The sequence below is a fragment of the Sporomusa aerivorans genome, assembly GCF_041428895.1.
Lineage (GTDB): Bacteria > Bacillota > Negativicutes > Sporomusales > Sporomusaceae > Sporomusa > Sporomusa aerivorans.
On the sequence record NZ_CP156926.1, the window covers coordinates 2,473,743 to 2,488,597 of the forward strand.

General features: G+C 40.2%; 18 protein-coding genes. 8 read left to right on the plus strand and 10 right to left on the minus strand.

All coding sequences use genetic code 11. The annotated features are described in order from the left end of the window. Positions 1-368: 368 nt before the first annotated feature. The 3 genes from SATMO3_RS11545 to SATMO3_RS11555 form a co-directional block, all read right to left on the minus strand. Complete coding sequence (locus SATMO3_RS11545) at positions 369-581, minus strand: hypothetical protein (RefSeq protein WP_371380935.1); 213 nt, start codon at positions 579-581, stop codon at positions 369-371. A 60-nt stretch (positions 582-641) separates the two neighbouring features. Next, a complete protein-coding gene (locus tag SATMO3_RS11550; RefSeq protein WP_371380936.1) occupies positions 642-1,133 on the minus strand; it encodes a GNAT family N-acetyltransferase in 492 nt (163 codons plus the stop codon). Positions 1,134-1,197: 64 nt separating this feature from the next. Then, entirely contained in the window at positions 1,198-1,419 is a 222-nt protein-coding gene (locus SATMO3_RS11555) for a helix-turn-helix domain-containing protein (RefSeq protein WP_371380937.1), read from the minus strand. Between the two features lie 373 nt (positions 1,420-1,792). Here SATMO3_RS11555 and SATMO3_RS11560 point away from each other — a divergent pair, with 373 nt between their 5' ends. The 3 genes from SATMO3_RS11560 (at position 1,793) to SATMO3_RS11570 (ending at position 4,351) form a co-directional block, all read left to right on the plus strand. After that, entirely contained in the window at positions 1,793-2,821 is a 1,029-nt protein-coding gene (locus tag SATMO3_RS11560) for a mechanosensitive ion channel family protein (protein ID WP_371380938.1), read from the plus strand. 269 nt (positions 2,822-3,090) lie between these two features. After that, entirely contained in the window at positions 3,091-3,471 is a 381-nt protein-coding gene (locus SATMO3_RS11565) for a hypothetical protein (protein WP_371380939.1), read from the plus strand. Between the two features lie 244 nt (positions 3,472-3,715). Beyond that, positions 3,716-4,351, plus strand: coding sequence for a hypothetical protein (locus tag SATMO3_RS11570; protein ID WP_371380940.1), 636 nt, complete (start codon positions 3,716-3,718; stop codon positions 4,349-4,351). Positions 4,352-4,596: 245 nt separating this feature from the next. Here SATMO3_RS11570 and SATMO3_RS11575 read toward each other — a convergent pair whose 3' ends face one another. The 6 genes from SATMO3_RS11575 to SATMO3_RS11600 all read right to left on the minus strand — a co-directional run bounded on the left by SATMO3_RS11575 (position 4,597) and on the right by SATMO3_RS11600 (position 9,287). Then, positions 4,597-5,262, minus strand: coding sequence for a LysE family translocator (locus SATMO3_RS11575; RefSeq protein WP_371380941.1), 666 nt, complete (start codon positions 5,260-5,262; stop codon positions 4,597-4,599). Positions 5,263-5,323: 61 nt separating this feature from the next. Beyond that, complete coding sequence (locus SATMO3_RS11580; RefSeq protein ID WP_371380942.1) at positions 5,324-5,911, minus strand: substrate-binding domain-containing protein; 588 nt, start codon at positions 5,909-5,911, stop codon at positions 5,324-5,326. Then, entirely contained in the window at positions 5,904-6,314 is a 411-nt protein-coding gene (locus tag SATMO3_RS11585; RefSeq protein WP_371380943.1) for a LysR family transcriptional regulator, read from the minus strand. Before SATMO3_RS11585 ends, SATMO3_RS11580 begins: the two co-directional genes overlap by 8 nt. Positions 6,315-6,667: 353 nt before the next feature. Continuing rightward, a complete protein-coding gene (locus SATMO3_RS11590) occupies positions 6,668-7,690 on the minus strand; it encodes a tripartite tricarboxylate transporter substrate binding protein (RefSeq protein WP_371380944.1) in 1,023 nt (340 codons plus the stop codon). A 23-nt stretch (positions 7,691-7,713) separates the two neighbouring features. Further along, positions 7,714-7,959 (minus strand): hypothetical protein, encoded by a 246-nt coding sequence (locus SATMO3_RS11595; RefSeq protein WP_371380945.1) that lies wholly within the window; start codon positions 7,957-7,959, stop codon positions 7,714-7,716. 482 nt (positions 7,960-8,441) lie between these two features. Beyond that, positions 8,442-9,287: a hypothetical protein gene (locus SATMO3_RS11600; protein WP_371380946.1), complete on the minus strand. Its 846-nt coding sequence runs from the start codon at positions 9,285-9,287 to the stop codon at positions 8,442-8,444. A gap of 359 nt (positions 9,288-9,646) precedes the next feature. Between SATMO3_RS11600 and SATMO3_RS11605 the strand changes: the two genes are divergently transcribed. Both SATMO3_RS11605 and SATMO3_RS11610 read left to right on the plus strand, forming a co-directional pair. Further along, positions 9,647-10,051, plus strand: coding sequence for a hypothetical protein (locus SATMO3_RS11605; protein ID WP_371380947.1), 405 nt, complete (start codon positions 9,647-9,649; stop codon positions 10,049-10,051). Positions 10,052-10,454: 403 nt separating this feature from the next. Then, positions 10,455-11,729 (plus strand): PLP-dependent aspartate aminotransferase family protein, encoded by a 1,275-nt coding sequence (locus SATMO3_RS11610; RefSeq protein WP_371380948.1) that lies wholly within the window; start codon positions 10,455-10,457, stop codon positions 11,727-11,729. Between the two features lie 98 nt (positions 11,730-11,827). Here the strand turns inward: SATMO3_RS11610 and SATMO3_RS11615 are convergent, their stop codons facing one another. Further along, the gene (locus SATMO3_RS11615) at positions 11,828-12,346 is read right to left on the minus strand and encodes a hypothetical protein (RefSeq protein WP_371380949.1); all 519 of its coding nucleotides are present in this window, start codon (positions 12,344-12,346) and stop codon (positions 11,828-11,830) included. Positions 12,347-12,670: 324 nt separating this feature from the next. Here SATMO3_RS11615 and SATMO3_RS11620 point away from each other — a divergent pair, with 324 nt between their 5' ends. The 3 genes from SATMO3_RS11620 (at position 12,671) to SATMO3_RS11630 (ending at position 14,714) form a co-directional block, all read left to right on the plus strand. Beyond that, a complete protein-coding gene (locus SATMO3_RS11620) occupies positions 12,671-13,147 on the plus strand; it encodes a MarR family winged helix-turn-helix transcriptional regulator (RefSeq protein ID WP_371380950.1) in 477 nt (158 codons plus the stop codon). Positions 13,148-13,333: 186 nt separating this feature from the next. Further along, positions 13,334-14,110, plus strand: a complete 777-nt coding sequence (ygiD, locus tag SATMO3_RS11625; RefSeq protein ID WP_371380951.1) for a 4,5-DOPA dioxygenase extradiol — start codon at positions 13,334-13,336, stop codon at positions 14,108-14,110. Between the two features lie 46 nt (positions 14,111-14,156). Continuing rightward, a complete protein-coding gene (locus tag SATMO3_RS11630) occupies positions 14,157-14,714 on the plus strand; it encodes an NADPH-dependent FMN reductase (protein WP_371380952.1) in 558 nt (185 codons plus the stop codon). The last annotated feature ends 141 nt before the right edge of the window (positions 14,715-14,855 follow it).

The window sequence follows — 14,855 nt, forward strand, 5'->3', positions numbered from 1 at the left end:
TAGATATATTTAGATTCGGTCCAGATTTTCGCATAAAGCTGCGAATTTAATTGATTGTGTCAACTGCTTAGGAAAGCTCAAGAACGCAAGGAATTTATGGAGCTGGTATTAAGGCTCAGAACTACTTCAGAAAACTTCAGTTTAACTTCCTGCTTAGAAGCTGGCCAGGAAGTGTTCCTTATTGGTAAAAAAATAACCGGCGCAAATGGCCGGGGTATTAACTTATGAGTGTTTCTGGGGCCTAAAAAACCTATTTTATTTTGTTCGTACTCTAAATTGTTTAATATATGTACTTTATCAAATAATAGACACATTGTTGTAAGTAAAGAGGGATCGTTGAAAAGAAGAAACTTCGACGACTGCCAGGCCTAAACCTTAAAATCAACATGATCTCCAACGCCGTCCACGATAGCACGTTGCTTATCGGGATCCGGCTTGGAGTCTTTTTTTATAGATTTTTTGGATCTCAGCTGTCTTTTCTGCCTCAGCTGATACTGCAGCTCCAGGTCAAAGTAATCGGGTAGCGCTTTCCGAACCGGTAACACTCTTTTTATAGGCTGAATAGGTTCAACTCGTTCCACGGTATCACCCCCGCATATAGAATTTACTGCTAAAGTGGTTCTCCAAGTTGCGATCGCAACTTATGGGAAATCGGGAGTATTTATGTTGATGCTATTTAACTCTTTCGAGAAAACCTCTGTTTCGATTCCGAATTCATCGGTTCTTTTATCAATTAAAGCCCAACCTAGTTTTTTATAATAATCCGAGGCGTGTTCTGTTCTCAGATACAGCGTTTCAAATCCTATCGTTCGGCTTATATTCGATATTTCAGTAATTAAGCGTTTGCCAATACCTGCGCCTCTATATTGTTTATCAACGACAAGAGCTGCAAGCCAAGGCTTCAGGGAAAGACTTTTTAAATCATTCTCAAAAAGTGATACAGTACCGATGCAGTTAGTTCCTTCTGTTGCAATGATAGTTATAGGTAGTACATCCTTTTTACCACTCTCTAACTTTTGAATTACATCATGCAATGATATTCCATGCCTGATATTTTCTACGAACTCTGTATATAACCAATTTGCGACTATTGGTATCAATTCTTTGTTGTCAACCAAATACTCAAATCTCAAAATTACCCCTCCCGCGTAATGTTCGCTGTTTACGGGTGTGGTCCGTTACCAATACTTCTATGACTTAATCGTTAGTATCTCGGGCGGGTATATATTCCAGTAAGTCTCCAGGCTGACAGTTGAGGGCGGCACATAATTTCTCTAATACGTCCCATGTAACACCTTTAGCATCCTCATGATACAGTGCTGTTGCTGTATTTCTAGCTATGCCTGCCATTTTTGATAGTTCAGATATATTTATTCTCTTTTCGCCTAATATTCGGCTAAGATGACATTTAATCGTCATGCAATCACTCCTTTAAGCATATTGTACCATGATTTTTATAAAATGCGCAATATATTGAGCATAATCCGGTTATCTCATGATAGTAAATTCCTTCCATGATGACCTTGCCTGGCAAGTGTACGATTGTTTGTAAAAGCATGTGGTGGGTGGAGGTGGCATGACCGTCCTTGAAAAAGACCTGTAACAATTCTGGGAAATTATTGTAAAACTTTCGAATGTATGTAGTGGATATGAAGAACCCGAGAATCGCGCAGGTTTTGTGTTGTTGTGGAATTTTCCAGGATGATAAAAACGTACAATGGCAGGGAAAAAAGAAATAGTTAACGAAACAATACTGATTATGTAAAATAAATTTCTATATTGGGAGGACACAATGCTTGAAATACTTGCTGAAATAGGAAGAAGAATCGTAAACGGCGGCTTCAAAACGCATTTGGTAGTTTTCTTCATTTGTTTAGCGATAGGCATCATCATAATTCAGCAGGTATTTGATAAACTGCTCAAAATAGTCGCAAGAAAAACCAAGATCTCTTATCCCCTGCTGCAGCAAACATTTAGGGGAATACCTACGTTGTTGGGCATTCTCATTGGCCTCTACGCGGTTATGGAAATCCTGACAATTCCGCCGGGTCCGCTACTATTTCTCCAAAAGTTATTCCACTCTATTGTCATTCTGTCCCTGACCCTCATGGTCGCGCATCTGGGTTCTGGCTTTCTTAAGCATAAGCTCGGAAAAACATCCAAAAACTTCGCTTCCACTTCGATCATAGCCACAGCAATCGACCTGACCGTTTACGCCATCGGCATATTAATTTTGCTTGAATCTTTCGGAGTTTCGATCTCGCCGTTGATCACCGCTTTGGGTGTTGGCGGCTTGGCTACAGCTTTGGCGCTGCAGGACACTTTGGCGAATTTATTTTCCGGCATCAACATTCTGGTGTCCAAACAAATCAAGATGGGTGACTTTGTTAAACTGTCGACCGGCGAAGAAGGTCATGTAGTGGACATGAACTGGCGCAATACCACAATAAAAACTCCCACTGAGAACATGGCGGTTGTACCTAACAAAACAATTGCTTCATCTATACTCACCAATTATGCCCAGCCGTTTGCTGAATGTTCTATCTCCATCCCCATAGGAGTCAATTATGAAAGTGATTTGGATCATGTGGAAAAAGTTACTACCGAGGTTGCAAAAGAAATTCTCCAGGAAACCGAAGGAGGCGTCAAAAGTTTTGAACCGTTTATCCGGTACAGCAGTTTCGCCGAGTCCAGTATTAATTTCAATGTTATCCTGCGGGTAAAGACCGTAACGGACCAACACCTCATTCGCCATGAATTCATCAAGAGAATTTATGCGCGTTACCAACAGGAAGGAATAATAATTCCGTTCAAGAAATAAACGGTTAAATTGGAGCAGGAAACGCCGCTGGATGAAACAGGGAAGAGATTCAAGATCGGCGGGATAATCCCGTCGATTGTTCATTTTAGCAATTGTACAAGTAGCTTGTGATATATTGCAGGAATTGTGTTTTATTCATAGAAAAATTTGGTAGAGGTGATCGGCCATACAATGGCATGAGTTAGTTTATTCCGTTTTTCAGTCGCAAATTGATATTACGGATCCGGAAATGTAAACACAGTGGAAGTATTAACGAGAGGTGATTACTAATGCTTAACCACAGAGTACTCCTTATGACCCTCATCCTGCTTACCCTAAGTATTTCCCTATGTCATGCCGAAAGCTGGACTCAAGTAGATAGCTCCTCATGGGTTGATGTTGATTCAATCCAAGTGGAATCCGATGGACTTATTAAAGCAGTAGCTAGGGAATATTTACATGAGGAAAAATATATTTCAACGATACTCCTTATAGATAGACGTAGAGAAAAAGTTTGCTTTTCGGAAACCAAACTCTACAATATGGCAGGAAGGTACTTCGGTAAATTATTGCTTGATCCCAAAGCAGAAGGCTCATGGATTGACTTTAAGGACGATGGTAATGATTTATTGATGAGAGTCATTTTAAGGGCTGCAGAGAGGTTCTTATAATATTAAAAAGCTATACATGGTCGGCGGGATTAATTTCCCGCCGATTGCTCATTTACACAGTATAGAGGCTGAGAAAACGCGGCGAATGGCAGGTAAATTGAAAGGTTGGCGGCAGCTGCTATACAAAAGCTATAGAAAAGATCAAATGGATTGATAGGACTTTGTTTGGAGTGTTTGCAGGGGCGCATATAGCATGCTAATGTAAAGAAATGTATGGGTGGATGTATGGGTGCTAAAATAGAATTTGTTTTATCTTTCTGATCGGAACAATAAAGATATTTTAGCTGCTGTGTTAGATTCACTTAGCCTGATAGGGTGGAAATATAACCACTTAGGGGAAGGTGAATATACTTACTGGGTTTACGGCCCGATTTGGATGTTCGGCGATTCCAAAACTTTCTATGCTAAAGAGAATAAGGAATATGAGACCATTATTAATGATCTAGCAAGTCATTTTTCTCCTTCTATAACTTTGGGAGCGGACTGGTTCGGGAAAACTGTAGAAGCAAGGCTATCAATCATCGAAAACCATAATGAATGGAAAGAAGTAAAGTTTTCAGTAGATAGGTATGATGCACTAGATTCCTATGATGTAAATCAGAAAAACGAAATTATAGTGAGTCTTTGTAATAGCTTTACTGATATTGTATCAAGCCTTATGCCTTATTATGGCTTCGGCGCCACAGAAGTAGATGGGATAGTTGAATCACCAGAGGACCTCGTTGTAGAGGAAGATCATTTAGGTGATATGAACTATTTCTCTAATGAGGCAGTTAAGCAGTTGGACTTGCAGAAATTTAAGCAGACATTCAAAATCGAGCATCTTGGAAACGTAGGAGTACTACTTATTATAAGAAAGGGCTTAATGGAATTAGGCTAACAAATAAACAAAAGGTCAACGGACACAAATCCGCTGACCTCTCTTTTTATCTCAGGTGTCGTCTAGGGATCAAACTCAACCTGGATAATATTACTTATTGATAATCCCTAAAAATCAAATCTCGTGAATCATAATGACTTAGACTCATTACTGCCCAAAAAGGGATAACTGCCACCATAGTCCTTTATGTGTTTTCTTTGTGTCCTAAAAGCGGTAGTAAGACTACCCATGCTTTGCCTGTTTAGCTATCTTTGTATAGCTATTCTTATACCTAGTCCAATTAATATTGCACCTGTAACTGATTTTAGCCATTTTTGCGTTTCGCGGCGTACCAAAAGATGGCGTAGTTTTCCAATGAATATGACAAGTAAACTATACCAGGTTGCCGATACAAGAGAATACAGCAGAGTAAGTATCAGCGATTGAGTTACAATGTTTCCGTCCTGGTGCATAAACTGCGGGAAAAATGCCAGAAAAAACAGCGCTGATTTGGGGTTCAAAATACCTGTCAGCACGCCTTTTGAATAGAACTCGACTCCGCTTAGTTTCGTAGGTGTAATATCCTGATTCTGCCCAATGTTGTCTTCCGTGCATATAACTTCTTGTTGTCTATGTAGTTTATAGCCATCAACTAAACTGGTTAATCCTAAATAAGCAATATATCCGGCACCAAGCATTTTCATCAGATTATATACCTCAATTGACTGCGTGATAATTAGAGACAACCCTAAACCGGATATTAGTGCATTCAAATATACTGCCGTCACAATGCCAGACACATTGAGTAAACCAGCTCGCCGACCACTAATACCCACCGATTGCATGACTAGAATTGTGTTTGGTCCGGGAAACATCACGAGCAGGGCAACAATACCAACATACGAATATATTTCTTCAAAAGAAAACGGCAAAAGTCATCATCCTTTTTATATTTATGTGAGAGATACACATGGCTTACCCCGGTGGTTTAGATTAATGCGCGCTCTTATTGGTTGTTACGTCTTCTTGTAAAATTTTTAATAAAGCCATTGCTGGTCGCGATAAAACTTTATCTTTGTGAAAGACTATCCAGATACTGAAATCCGCCCGTGGTATATTTTCAAATTCAATTAGCACGCCATCTTTCAGAAGCTGATTAATCATAACTGATGGCAATGCACCACACCCCAGGCCCTGCAAGATGGCATTTTTCATTACTTCCGAATCGGTGTACTCAATTGTGGTCTCAAAGACTTTACGTCCAAGTGCTTTTTCGTATAACTCACGAAATAATCCGCCAACTTTATATGCTAATAGCGGATAATCCAAGATGTTAGCGCTGTAATTATTTCTTTCCGCTACCTTCTGATGCACGACCCAAACCAATTGCTCTTTAAATAATTCGAATCCATTTAGGAAATCTGCTGATACACTATTTTGGATAAATCCCAAGTCAAAACGATTTTCAATTATACCCTTTACAACAGCAGAAGTGTTGGAACACATTTCTACAGTAATAGAGCAGTTTTGAACTTGTTTTTGTAGTTTTTGGAGAGATGGCAAAAAAACATAATTAACCATTGTTGTTGCAATGCCTAAATTTACTCTCCGGATGGATGCTTAGCTCTTCCTGCGCTTCATTATAAACCGACAATAATCTTTCCGAGTAATTAATTAGTTTTTTCCCAGCATCCGTAATGTATAACTTTTTGCCAACACGATCAAATAGCTTAACGCCAAAATGCTGCTCTAAAGTGCGAATCTGTCCAGTAATTGTCGGCTGCGTAAAGTTCAGCATTTCTGCCGCCTGAGTCATATTTCCTAGTTTTGCAACGATTAAAAAGGTTTGGAAAAACTGAATATCCATTTTCACCTCTTGAGCTAAAAAGGTCGATATTAGTATTCTCCCTATCTTGACTGCGATTACTGCATAATATCTTCTTGCAAGTGCTCTGTTTTCCTGCATTGCAAACCAAATACGCATATAAGAATATTCTATTGATACAATAACTAACGCCAATTTCACAAATAAATACGAGAGGGCTATACTTTAATCAAACCAAGCGTATGTGGAACAGCGTGTGAAGGAGGAACAAAAGATGGAGATGCTTATATTTTTCATAATTGCAATCCTCTTGTCAGCATATGAAAATAGTAGGGATAAGAGAACCCGTTATTAGTTTCCGCTTTAGTGTTTGGTGCTGAAAAAAGACCGGGCAAGCCCATCAGTACGGACTTATCTGGTCTTTTTAGCGTCATTTGCAAATATTGTCAAAGTCGATAAAACCAACTAAGTAAAGTTAAAGCCCCTGGCATGCGCCGGGGGCTTAGTTTGTGTCACTGTTTTTGATTGGCGATCAACTCAGCAATACCAGTTTCCTTTACAATTTTCGAAAGCTTGGCATTGTCTGCGATCCACTGGTCGCTGAATTTATCAGGACCTAGATACTCGACGGACATTCCAATATCCGCCATATCTTTTTTGAACGATGGATTATTGATCATTTTTTCTAGTTCGTCTGCAAGTCGTTTTTTTTCTGCTGCAGGGAGACCTTTGGGGGCACCTATTCCATTCCAGAAACTCAAGGCAATATTGATGCCTTGTTCTTTTAGTGTAGGTATATTTTCTAAGCCGGGAATGGTTAAGCGCTTTTCTTCAACTACTCCTAAGAATCTGATTGTACCGTTCTTGCTATATTCTTTTAAGGGTGCTGGAGTACCCGTGATAATTAATTGTATGTGTCCGCCCAGTAAAGCGGTCAGGGATTCAGCATCCCCTTTAAAGGGAACTTGTACAATATTAATACCTGTTTCGCGGGCAAACATCTCGCCTGCAATATGTGAGGAACTTCCTAAACCAGCATGCCCAAACTTGACTTCACCTGGATGCTGTTTAGCATATACTACTAGGTCATTGATGTTTTTCCAGGGCTGATTTGCCAGCGTGGCAATAGTCGCTGGGGCAGTTGCAACCTTGGCCAACGGATCCAAGGCGGAAGGATAATGATATCTGGTTGGCCCATACAGTGGTTGCAGCATTACACTCACGGGAACAATTCCGATAGTATAACCATCTGGACTTGCGCTAGCCAGCTCGTTCATACCAATAGTGGCTGCTCCGCCTGGTTTATTGACAACGATAAATGGCTGACCCAAATATTGTGGTGCGGCCTTTTCCAATAACCTTGCTATCGTATCCGTAGTACCGCCAGCAGCAGCAGGAGCAATTATCGTTATTGGCTTAGTTGGATATTTTACTGCAGTTGTACTTTCTTTGGTGCCCATACCGCAACCCACCAGTATGGTTGTCATGACTAATAGGGAGACAAGCAAAACAAGGAAAATCCGTTTCGCATTCATTAGTCGATTCAGCCCCTTCTGCATCATAATTCAATATCAACCATACTATCTGGTGACTCCTGTATCTTCTTAACCAGAGAACGCCACTCATCACATGTTAGAAAAGCTTGTCCAGGGTCTTGAACATAAGCCGGCACTCGGAAATTGACCGTGTTGCCGAAGCTGGCAACCGAAAGCATACCACCATAGGCGGCTAAAGATAAGCGAACAAACTCAATGATCGGCAGGGCCTGGTCCAAGAAAAATTGCTTATTTACTGATGCTTTCACGAAATGACCTCCTTATGCGTTTGGGTCGCCAGGTAACGTACCTCGCAATTATGGCTACTTCAGTTACCACACACACTTCGATTATTATTTTGGCCAATCTAAGCCCACTGCATTGGTATTGAAGCTATGTGGTCACATAACCTGCATTCATTGCTTCATCACGACTATCAAAATAAACTTTGTGACTGTCGTACATTTTTGATACTCAGCGGCATGATGCGTAGTGAAATTCCCCAGTATTTGAGATACCGATATAAGTGGCAGCCAATGGATAGCATAATGTAAATATTTTCTATATATAAATACTATATTCTCCCATAATATTCCTTCTGATAGTAAGAATTTTACAATAAACCACGAAAAATAAAAGCTGTATAAGGCTGTGTATTCGGTCAAAAGTAGTTCATTTACAGAGAAAACAAGACAAAACAAGACTTCCAAGAAATTGGAAGTCTTGTTTTATGCTAAACTTTACATGACAATTACGGCCATTCGTTTCCCCGATACTTGTTTACTAGGTCAATAAATTCCCTTTCATATTTGTCAAGGCGTGCCTTATCTTCTTGTGAATCCAAAAATGGTTTTCGTTTACCAATAACTAGAATATCCTTTATCTTTCCCGCGGTTTTAAGCGGATATTTCAATTTTTTGTAAGGAGCAAGAACAGATGAAGTGATATTAGTATTTGCTGTCAACCATGCAATTTGCTCAGTTGAAAACAAATTACTAGTAAACTCTAATCTTTCTAAATTCATTATTCTCGCAAGCGGAGTAATATCATTATCATTAATTTTTTTAGCTGAAAAATTAAGTGTCTTTAGCTTTTCCGCGCGTGAAAGCGGTGTTAAAGAATCTAAAATATATTTATTCCATATTTTATCTCCAAAATACAACTCTTCTAAACTAGGCGCTAAGGGGATTTCTTCCAATGTATGCATCCTTGTAAAGTCGTCAAAACTAAGACCTCTTAATTTGGGATTTTTTGATAAATCCCAAAGGTGAGTGACGCGCTGATTCCAAAAAAATATTAAATACTCAATACTTATAAGTGTCTCAAGTTTTTTGAAATCAGCTATTAAAGGACACTTCCAAAAGTGTATAATTTTGAATTGCTGTCCATAGGTTTCAATAAAATACTCAAATGTATTCTGAGTTAATCCACTAATCCATATTTCAGTTGCCTTGCAATCCTTTAAACGATCAATATCATTTTTAGTGATGCGGCCGCCAGAAACATCTGCTTGAAGTAAAGATACGCATTTATCAGCAATCTGATCTCTGCAAGAAAAACTCTGTAAGTAATAATCCAGCCCTTGTATTTTTTTCATTATTCTCTCCCATTTATCCGAGCGCTTTTAAAATTCTAAAAGCTGAGACAGATCTTAATTTCTGCCTAATCAACTGTCTTAATATATTTTCTTTTTCATATGAGTAAACCCTTTAATTTCCAACACAATCACGACTAGCGTCAGTTTGTCCGGGATTTTTAATATGTGTGAGGGTATACCGGGGCAGTATAATACCTTGAGGCATTCCGGGATCTGTATTCTACATTTGAGACTAGCTTTATAAAAAACATTCTTTTTATGTTTGTATATATTTTTTAAACATTTCTGTAACGTTGTTGTAACAGTCATCTAATAGAATAAAGGAAAAATAATCCTAATATTTTTAGAGGAGGGATAATATGAAATGGAGTAAAAAACTGGTTTGTGCCTTGCTAGTGTGTTATTTTGTCTTGGCTATTGGTGGAGCAGCCTTTGCTATGGGCAATCCGCCGGAAAAAATGGGAGATCCTAAACCTTTATCAGTTATGGCCAATGAAAAGTTAACTAAACTGGTAGAGGATGGAATAATTTCTCAGGAGCAAAAAGAAGGCGTAGTGGCTTTTTTGAAAGAGCGCGATGTTGAGATGAAAGATAAAAAACCACCATGCGAAAAACCACAGGATAAGGACATGAGAAAGCATCACCAAGAAATGCTGTCTGCTATTCAGAAGGCAGGTAAGCTAACGGCTGAACAGGCAAAAGCAGTAGATGAAGCGCTTAAACCGCCTGCACCGCCACAAGATCGTCCAGAATCATTCCGTTAAGTAAGGTCGAGGGTATCAATAAAGGCCGCTGGTTCTTCCTGGCGACTCGCTATTGGAAGTTCGGGCGACAAAATGTAAAGCCGCTATTTTGCTTTGGCATAATAGCGGCTTTTTCTACACGTTGACACGCTGAAACATGCATCCTTAGCAGGGGCGGGCCGATTAGTATAAAACAGTCAAGTCAAATAAAACTTTCCCCTGTGAAATCCTCAAAAGAATCAAACAGAGGAAATTAGATTCTTTTGGATTCTTAAAAAGGGTATTTGGATTATTTGGTTGAAATCTACCTAACATAATTCATACCCCAAAAACGAGGTATGAAACTTGGCTTTTTGTACAAAAGGACTTGCTTGCTCATTAAAGAACTATGAATTTATACGATAAATTTGGAGGAGAAATTCCTATGGATGGCAAAGTAACGCAATCATCAATCAGATCCGAGGCAAGACGCGCGTTCCTCGCGCTCTGTTCGCCTAAAACACGACTTTTACACGAGCCTGTTTCCGATCCCTATATGGTTTGTGGACATCCAAACCCATCTGGCCTCGGCGATGCAGCCCCTTTTTCACAAACTGGTTCTTGGGGGCAAAGTTCAGTTTTATTTCCTAATCTTGAGACCTATCGTACAGCGGACAAATGCGGCAGAGCACCTTATGGCGGGGCGGAATATGGCATTCCTCAGACACCTGAAGCCGACGCAGTGTGTAAAAAAATTGCGGCGCTTCATAAAGGTCATGGAGCCGTCATCTGTCCATCGGGATTATCTGCGGTTGCAACAACGTTAGACGCATTTTCACCGAAAGCAGTTCTTATCCCTGATAATATATATGGACCAATTATCCGATTTTTGAACCGGCGACGCATAAATCAAATCCGCTATCCATCAGGTGCTTCGGCAGATGAATTTCGCTCGGCCTTATTAAAAGCGCGTATCAAATATTCAGAGCGCGAAGATTTGCTTGTCTATATTGAGGCTCCGGGCAGCGGTACTTTCGAAATCCCCGACATCGCTGGCATTATAGCTATAGCGCAAAATGCGAAGCTGCGTACTGTTATGGACAACACCTGGGCAAGCCACGTCCGTTTTAAACCGCTTGAACATGGTATTGATGTTGTTGTGCAAGCGACGACGAAATACGAAGGTGGCTATGGTGATACACCTTCGGGTATTGTTATCGCCAAGCACCCGCAAGACATACAGATCATCGCTGACGAATTGCGCGCAACCGGCAACGGCGCGGTAGCACCAACGACTTGCTCGCGACTTTATCGCAGAATTGATTCGACCGAAGAACGCCTCAATCAACACGCCGGCACCGCAGAGCGACTGATCGACTGGTTCTTGAAGCAGCCTTTCGTCACCGACGTTCTGTCGCCGACTTTGGAAACCTCTCCTTATCACGAACGTTTTAAGCGTTATTTTGGCAAAGGAAATGGCCTTTTTAGCGTTGTTTTCCGTCCGGACTTAGCGGTGGAGCGCGTCGAGGCTTTGGTCGATGCACTAAACCTGTTCTGGGTTGCCGAAAGCTGGGGAGGGCATTTGTCGCTTGTATTGCCAGTGCATGCCAAGCGCGAAGTCACATCTATGCCGGCTGGTCATGTTTTGCGCTTCCATGCCGGACTCGAAGACTACCAGGATCTATTACGTGATCTCAACCAAGCGGCAGGGTGCTTATAGTAAAATAAAAAGTTAAGCAGGCTATTTGGGCCTGCTTTTTTGTTTCGTCAATATCTTTTTTTCTTAGCTTTAATGTAAGGAGGCATGAAAAGCCCAGATTAGTTCTGGGACTTCATGCTTCTTTTATTGTTAATTTCGTCGCAGGCTTGGTTTGCTATTTCCAAAATCAAGCCTCCTACAGATATTATTCCATAAATAGTAATAAATGCAATCAGGATGAGTCTGTATTCGTATAGAACTGGCGTTTGGACTGCTAGTTCTATGAAGGTATAAATACTAAGAAACGGTGATATTAATAAGGCAGCAGTTGTCTTTAAAATTCTGGATTTTGTTAACCTTGTAATAAGTTTCTCCTTAACTATTTGTGCCGTAAATACCACAGATATTGCTAAGGCAGCATAGTAGACCGCTAAAAAGTTCACTGTTATTGAAGAGATGAAATTTGTTATGTCTTTGAGCGCCTGCACATCAAGCGGTTTATGGCTACTGCCATAAAGCGTTAGAGTAAATAGGATTGCCAAGATACACTCGTAGGAAAGGAGCTTTTCCCGGCTAATAGTATTAATTATCTCGTTGAGATAATAGCGGGATTCATGCTTTAATTTATTTAATAACATATGGGGATCATTCCTTGTTTTATTACAGTAATTTCCATTTATGCTGATTTTTATACTAGATTGCTTCGTTGGTTCGGATTGGTCTATTTATTGTTTTGCAGTAATATAACTGTTTATTGTCCGTTGCTAGTTATACTGATTCTGTAGTAGTTTACTTCTCAAAACCCAAACAGTGTCCCTGTCCCCGTGTTTTTAGCGTGTTTTTTTACAGAAAAACTAAAACGGTATCCTCTGTCCCTGTATTTATGATAATAACCTGTTGACAAAAATAAAAATTAGATAATATAATATCTTTAATTAAAGATATTATTTGCGGATGGTGCAATGATGGAGGAAGCTACTGACATAGAGAACAGACAAGCAACTCGGCTGTATATCGCTTTAACCCGTACTTATAAAAAAATATTAGCTATGGATTTACGCAACATAGATAGCTATGGACTTAATCCGACTGAGTTCGGGGTACTGGAGTTCCTGTTTAACAAGGGGACCCATCCGTTGCAGCAGATAGGCAGTCATATCTTGATAACCAGCGGTACTATTACATATGTAATTGACAAGCTGGAAAAAAAAGGGATGATTGTCCGCAAACCTTGTGAAAAAGACCGCCGGATTATTTATGCCGAGATTACAGAAACCGGCAAGCAAAAAATGTTTGAGATTTTGCCGGGACATTATCAGGCAATTGCACAGGCGCTTTCAGGTCTTACTTCTGAGGAAAAAGAACAAGCGATTACCTTGCTTAAAAAAATCAGTTTTTCTATAGAAGAAGGATCTTTAAATCAAATATCTTTAAGTTAAGATTTACGAATAAGATATAGAGTAATAGACTACGCAATTTTTAGATTCTGCACTAAACCCCACCGGAAGTTAAGTCTGTTTTATAAAGATTTGACCATTCAGTGGTTGGCAATGCAGGCCGATTACAATATGGTTTTAAGGGAATATCTAATAAAAAAAGCGATTTCTGGAGAGGAGATATAGATTATGATAAAAGCAACAAAGGCTCCCGTGCTGTTTGTCGGGCATGGGTCCCCGCTAAATGCGATTGAAGACAATAAATACACAAAAGGCTGGCAGGAAATAGCCGGCAAGATACCGAGGCCATCAGCAATTTTGTCAGTATCCGCCCATTGGTATACAGACGGCAGTAAGATTAATGACGCGGAAAAACCAAGAACTGTATATGATATGTATGGCTTCCCTGATGAACTGTATAAAGTTGCGTACAATGTTCCGGGTGCACCGGAACTGGCTAAGATTACGAAAGATTTAATCCCGGGTAAAGTTTTGATTGATAATAGCTGGGGAATTGACCATGGTACCTGGTCAGTACTTTGTAAAATGTACCCAGAGGCTGATATTCCCGTTTATCAGCTAAGCGTAGACGGCAAAGCAAGTGCGGAAGTCCATTTTCAGATTGGCCGGAACTTACGGAGTCTGAGAGAAAAGGGCGTATTAATCTTCGCCAGCGGCAATGTTGTGCATAATCTGTCTAAAGTGGACTGGAAAATGGACGGCGGGTACTCCTGGGCAGTTGAATTCGATGGCTATATCAAGGGAAAAATACTTGCCGGAGAATATCAGGACGTAATTAATTATAAATCTGCCGGTAAGTCAGCCGACCTGGCGTTTTACCACCCCGATCACTTTTATCCGTTGCTTTATGTATTGGGCGCCTCGGAAACCACAGACAGGATCTCAGTTTACAATGAGTCCTGTACTTTGGGGGGGTTATCAATGACCAGTTATTTATTTGAATAAGTAAGATTTATAAAATATTTATTGAGGATAAAGGAGTGTATAACGTATGGCAAATGCAAAAATCGCCGTTATTGTAGGGAGTCTCAGAAAAGATTCTTTTAGCAGAAAACTTGCTAAAGCCTTGATGTCCCTGGCGCCGGCAGGATTGGAACTGAAGGAGGTTGCTATCGGGCAACTGACAATGTACAATCAGGATTTTGATGACGAGGGTACTCCACCTAAGGAATGGGCAGCTTTTCGCGAAACAATGAAGGAGTATACTGGTGTTCTGTTTGTAACGCCGGAGTACAACCGTTCTGTTCCAGCCGTTTTAAAAAATGCTCTTGATGTAGGTTCAAGACCTTATGGCCAAAGTATCTGGAATGGCAAAGCCGGGGCAATAGTAAGTGTATCGCCCGGCGGGTTAAGCGCCTTTGGCGCAAACCATCACTTGCGGCAGTCTCTAGTATTTCTGAATGTCCTTACTATGCAGCAGCCCGAAGCGTATATCGGCAATGCTGCAAATCTGTTTGATGCCGACGGTGCATTAGGTAACGCGGAAACCAGAGAGTTTTTGCACAAGTTTATGCTGGCATTTGCAGAATGGGTAAAAAAAGTTGGATGACAGTATGATTGTGTAAGTCATTCAAAAAGCTTTCGCTAACTTACAATAATATATACGTAAAAGGCGTCTGATTCCGCAGGAATTGGGCGTCTTTTATTTTACAATAAAAAACTTGTCTAACAAGCGGGAGTTTAAATACAT

What these genes read in the sequence shown, in the direction of transcription:
- SATMO3_RS11555 (WP_371380937.1), bottom strand. Translation starts at nt 1,419, where the DNA reads ATGACGATTAAATGTCATCTTAGCCGAATATTAGGCGAAAAGAGAATA.
- SATMO3_RS11580 (WP_371380942.1), bottom strand. Translation starts at nt 5,911, where the DNA reads ATGGTTAATTATGTTTTTTTGCCATCTCTCCAAAAACTACAAAAACAA.
- SATMO3_RS11600 (WP_371380946.1), bottom strand. Translation starts at nt 9,287, where the DNA reads ATGAAAAAAATACAAGGGCTGGATTATTACTTACAGAGTTTTTCTTGC.
- SATMO3_RS11615 (WP_371380949.1), bottom strand. Translation starts at nt 12,346, where the DNA reads ATGTTATTAAATAAATTAAAGCATGAATCCCGCTATTATCTCAACGAG.
- SATMO3_RS11605 (WP_371380947.1), top strand. Translation starts at nt 9,647, where the DNA reads ATGAAATGGAGTAAAAAACTGGTTTGTGCCTTGCTAGTGTGTTATTTT.
- SATMO3_RS11610 (WP_371380948.1), top strand. Translation starts at nt 10,455, where the DNA reads ATGGATGGCAAAGTAACGCAATCATCAATCAGATCCGAGGCAAGACGC.
- SATMO3_RS11585 (WP_371380943.1), bottom strand. Translation starts at nt 6,314, where the DNA reads ATGCGTATTTGGTTTGCAATGCAGGAAAACAGAGCACTTGCAAGAAGA.
- SATMO3_RS11565 (WP_371380939.1), top strand. Translation starts at nt 3,091, where the DNA reads ATGCTTAACCACAGAGTACTCCTTATGACCCTCATCCTGCTTACCCTA.
- SATMO3_RS11560 (WP_371380938.1), top strand. Translation starts at nt 1,793, where the DNA reads ATGCTTGAAATACTTGCTGAAATAGGAAGAAGAATCGTAAACGGCGGC.
- SATMO3_RS11630 (WP_371380952.1), top strand. Translation starts at nt 14,157, where the DNA reads ATGGCAAATGCAAAAATCGCCGTTATTGTAGGGAGTCTCAGAAAAGAT.
- SATMO3_RS11620 (WP_371380950.1), top strand. Translation starts at nt 12,671, where the DNA reads ATGATGGAGGAAGCTACTGACATAGAGAACAGACAAGCAACTCGGCTG.
- SATMO3_RS11590 (WP_371380944.1), bottom strand. Translation starts at nt 7,690, where the DNA reads ATGAATGCGAAACGGATTTTCCTTGTTTTGCTTGTCTCCCTATTAGTC.
- ygiD (WP_371380951.1), top strand. Translation starts at nt 13,334, where the DNA reads ATGATAAAAGCAACAAAGGCTCCCGTGCTGTTTGTCGGGCATGGGTCC.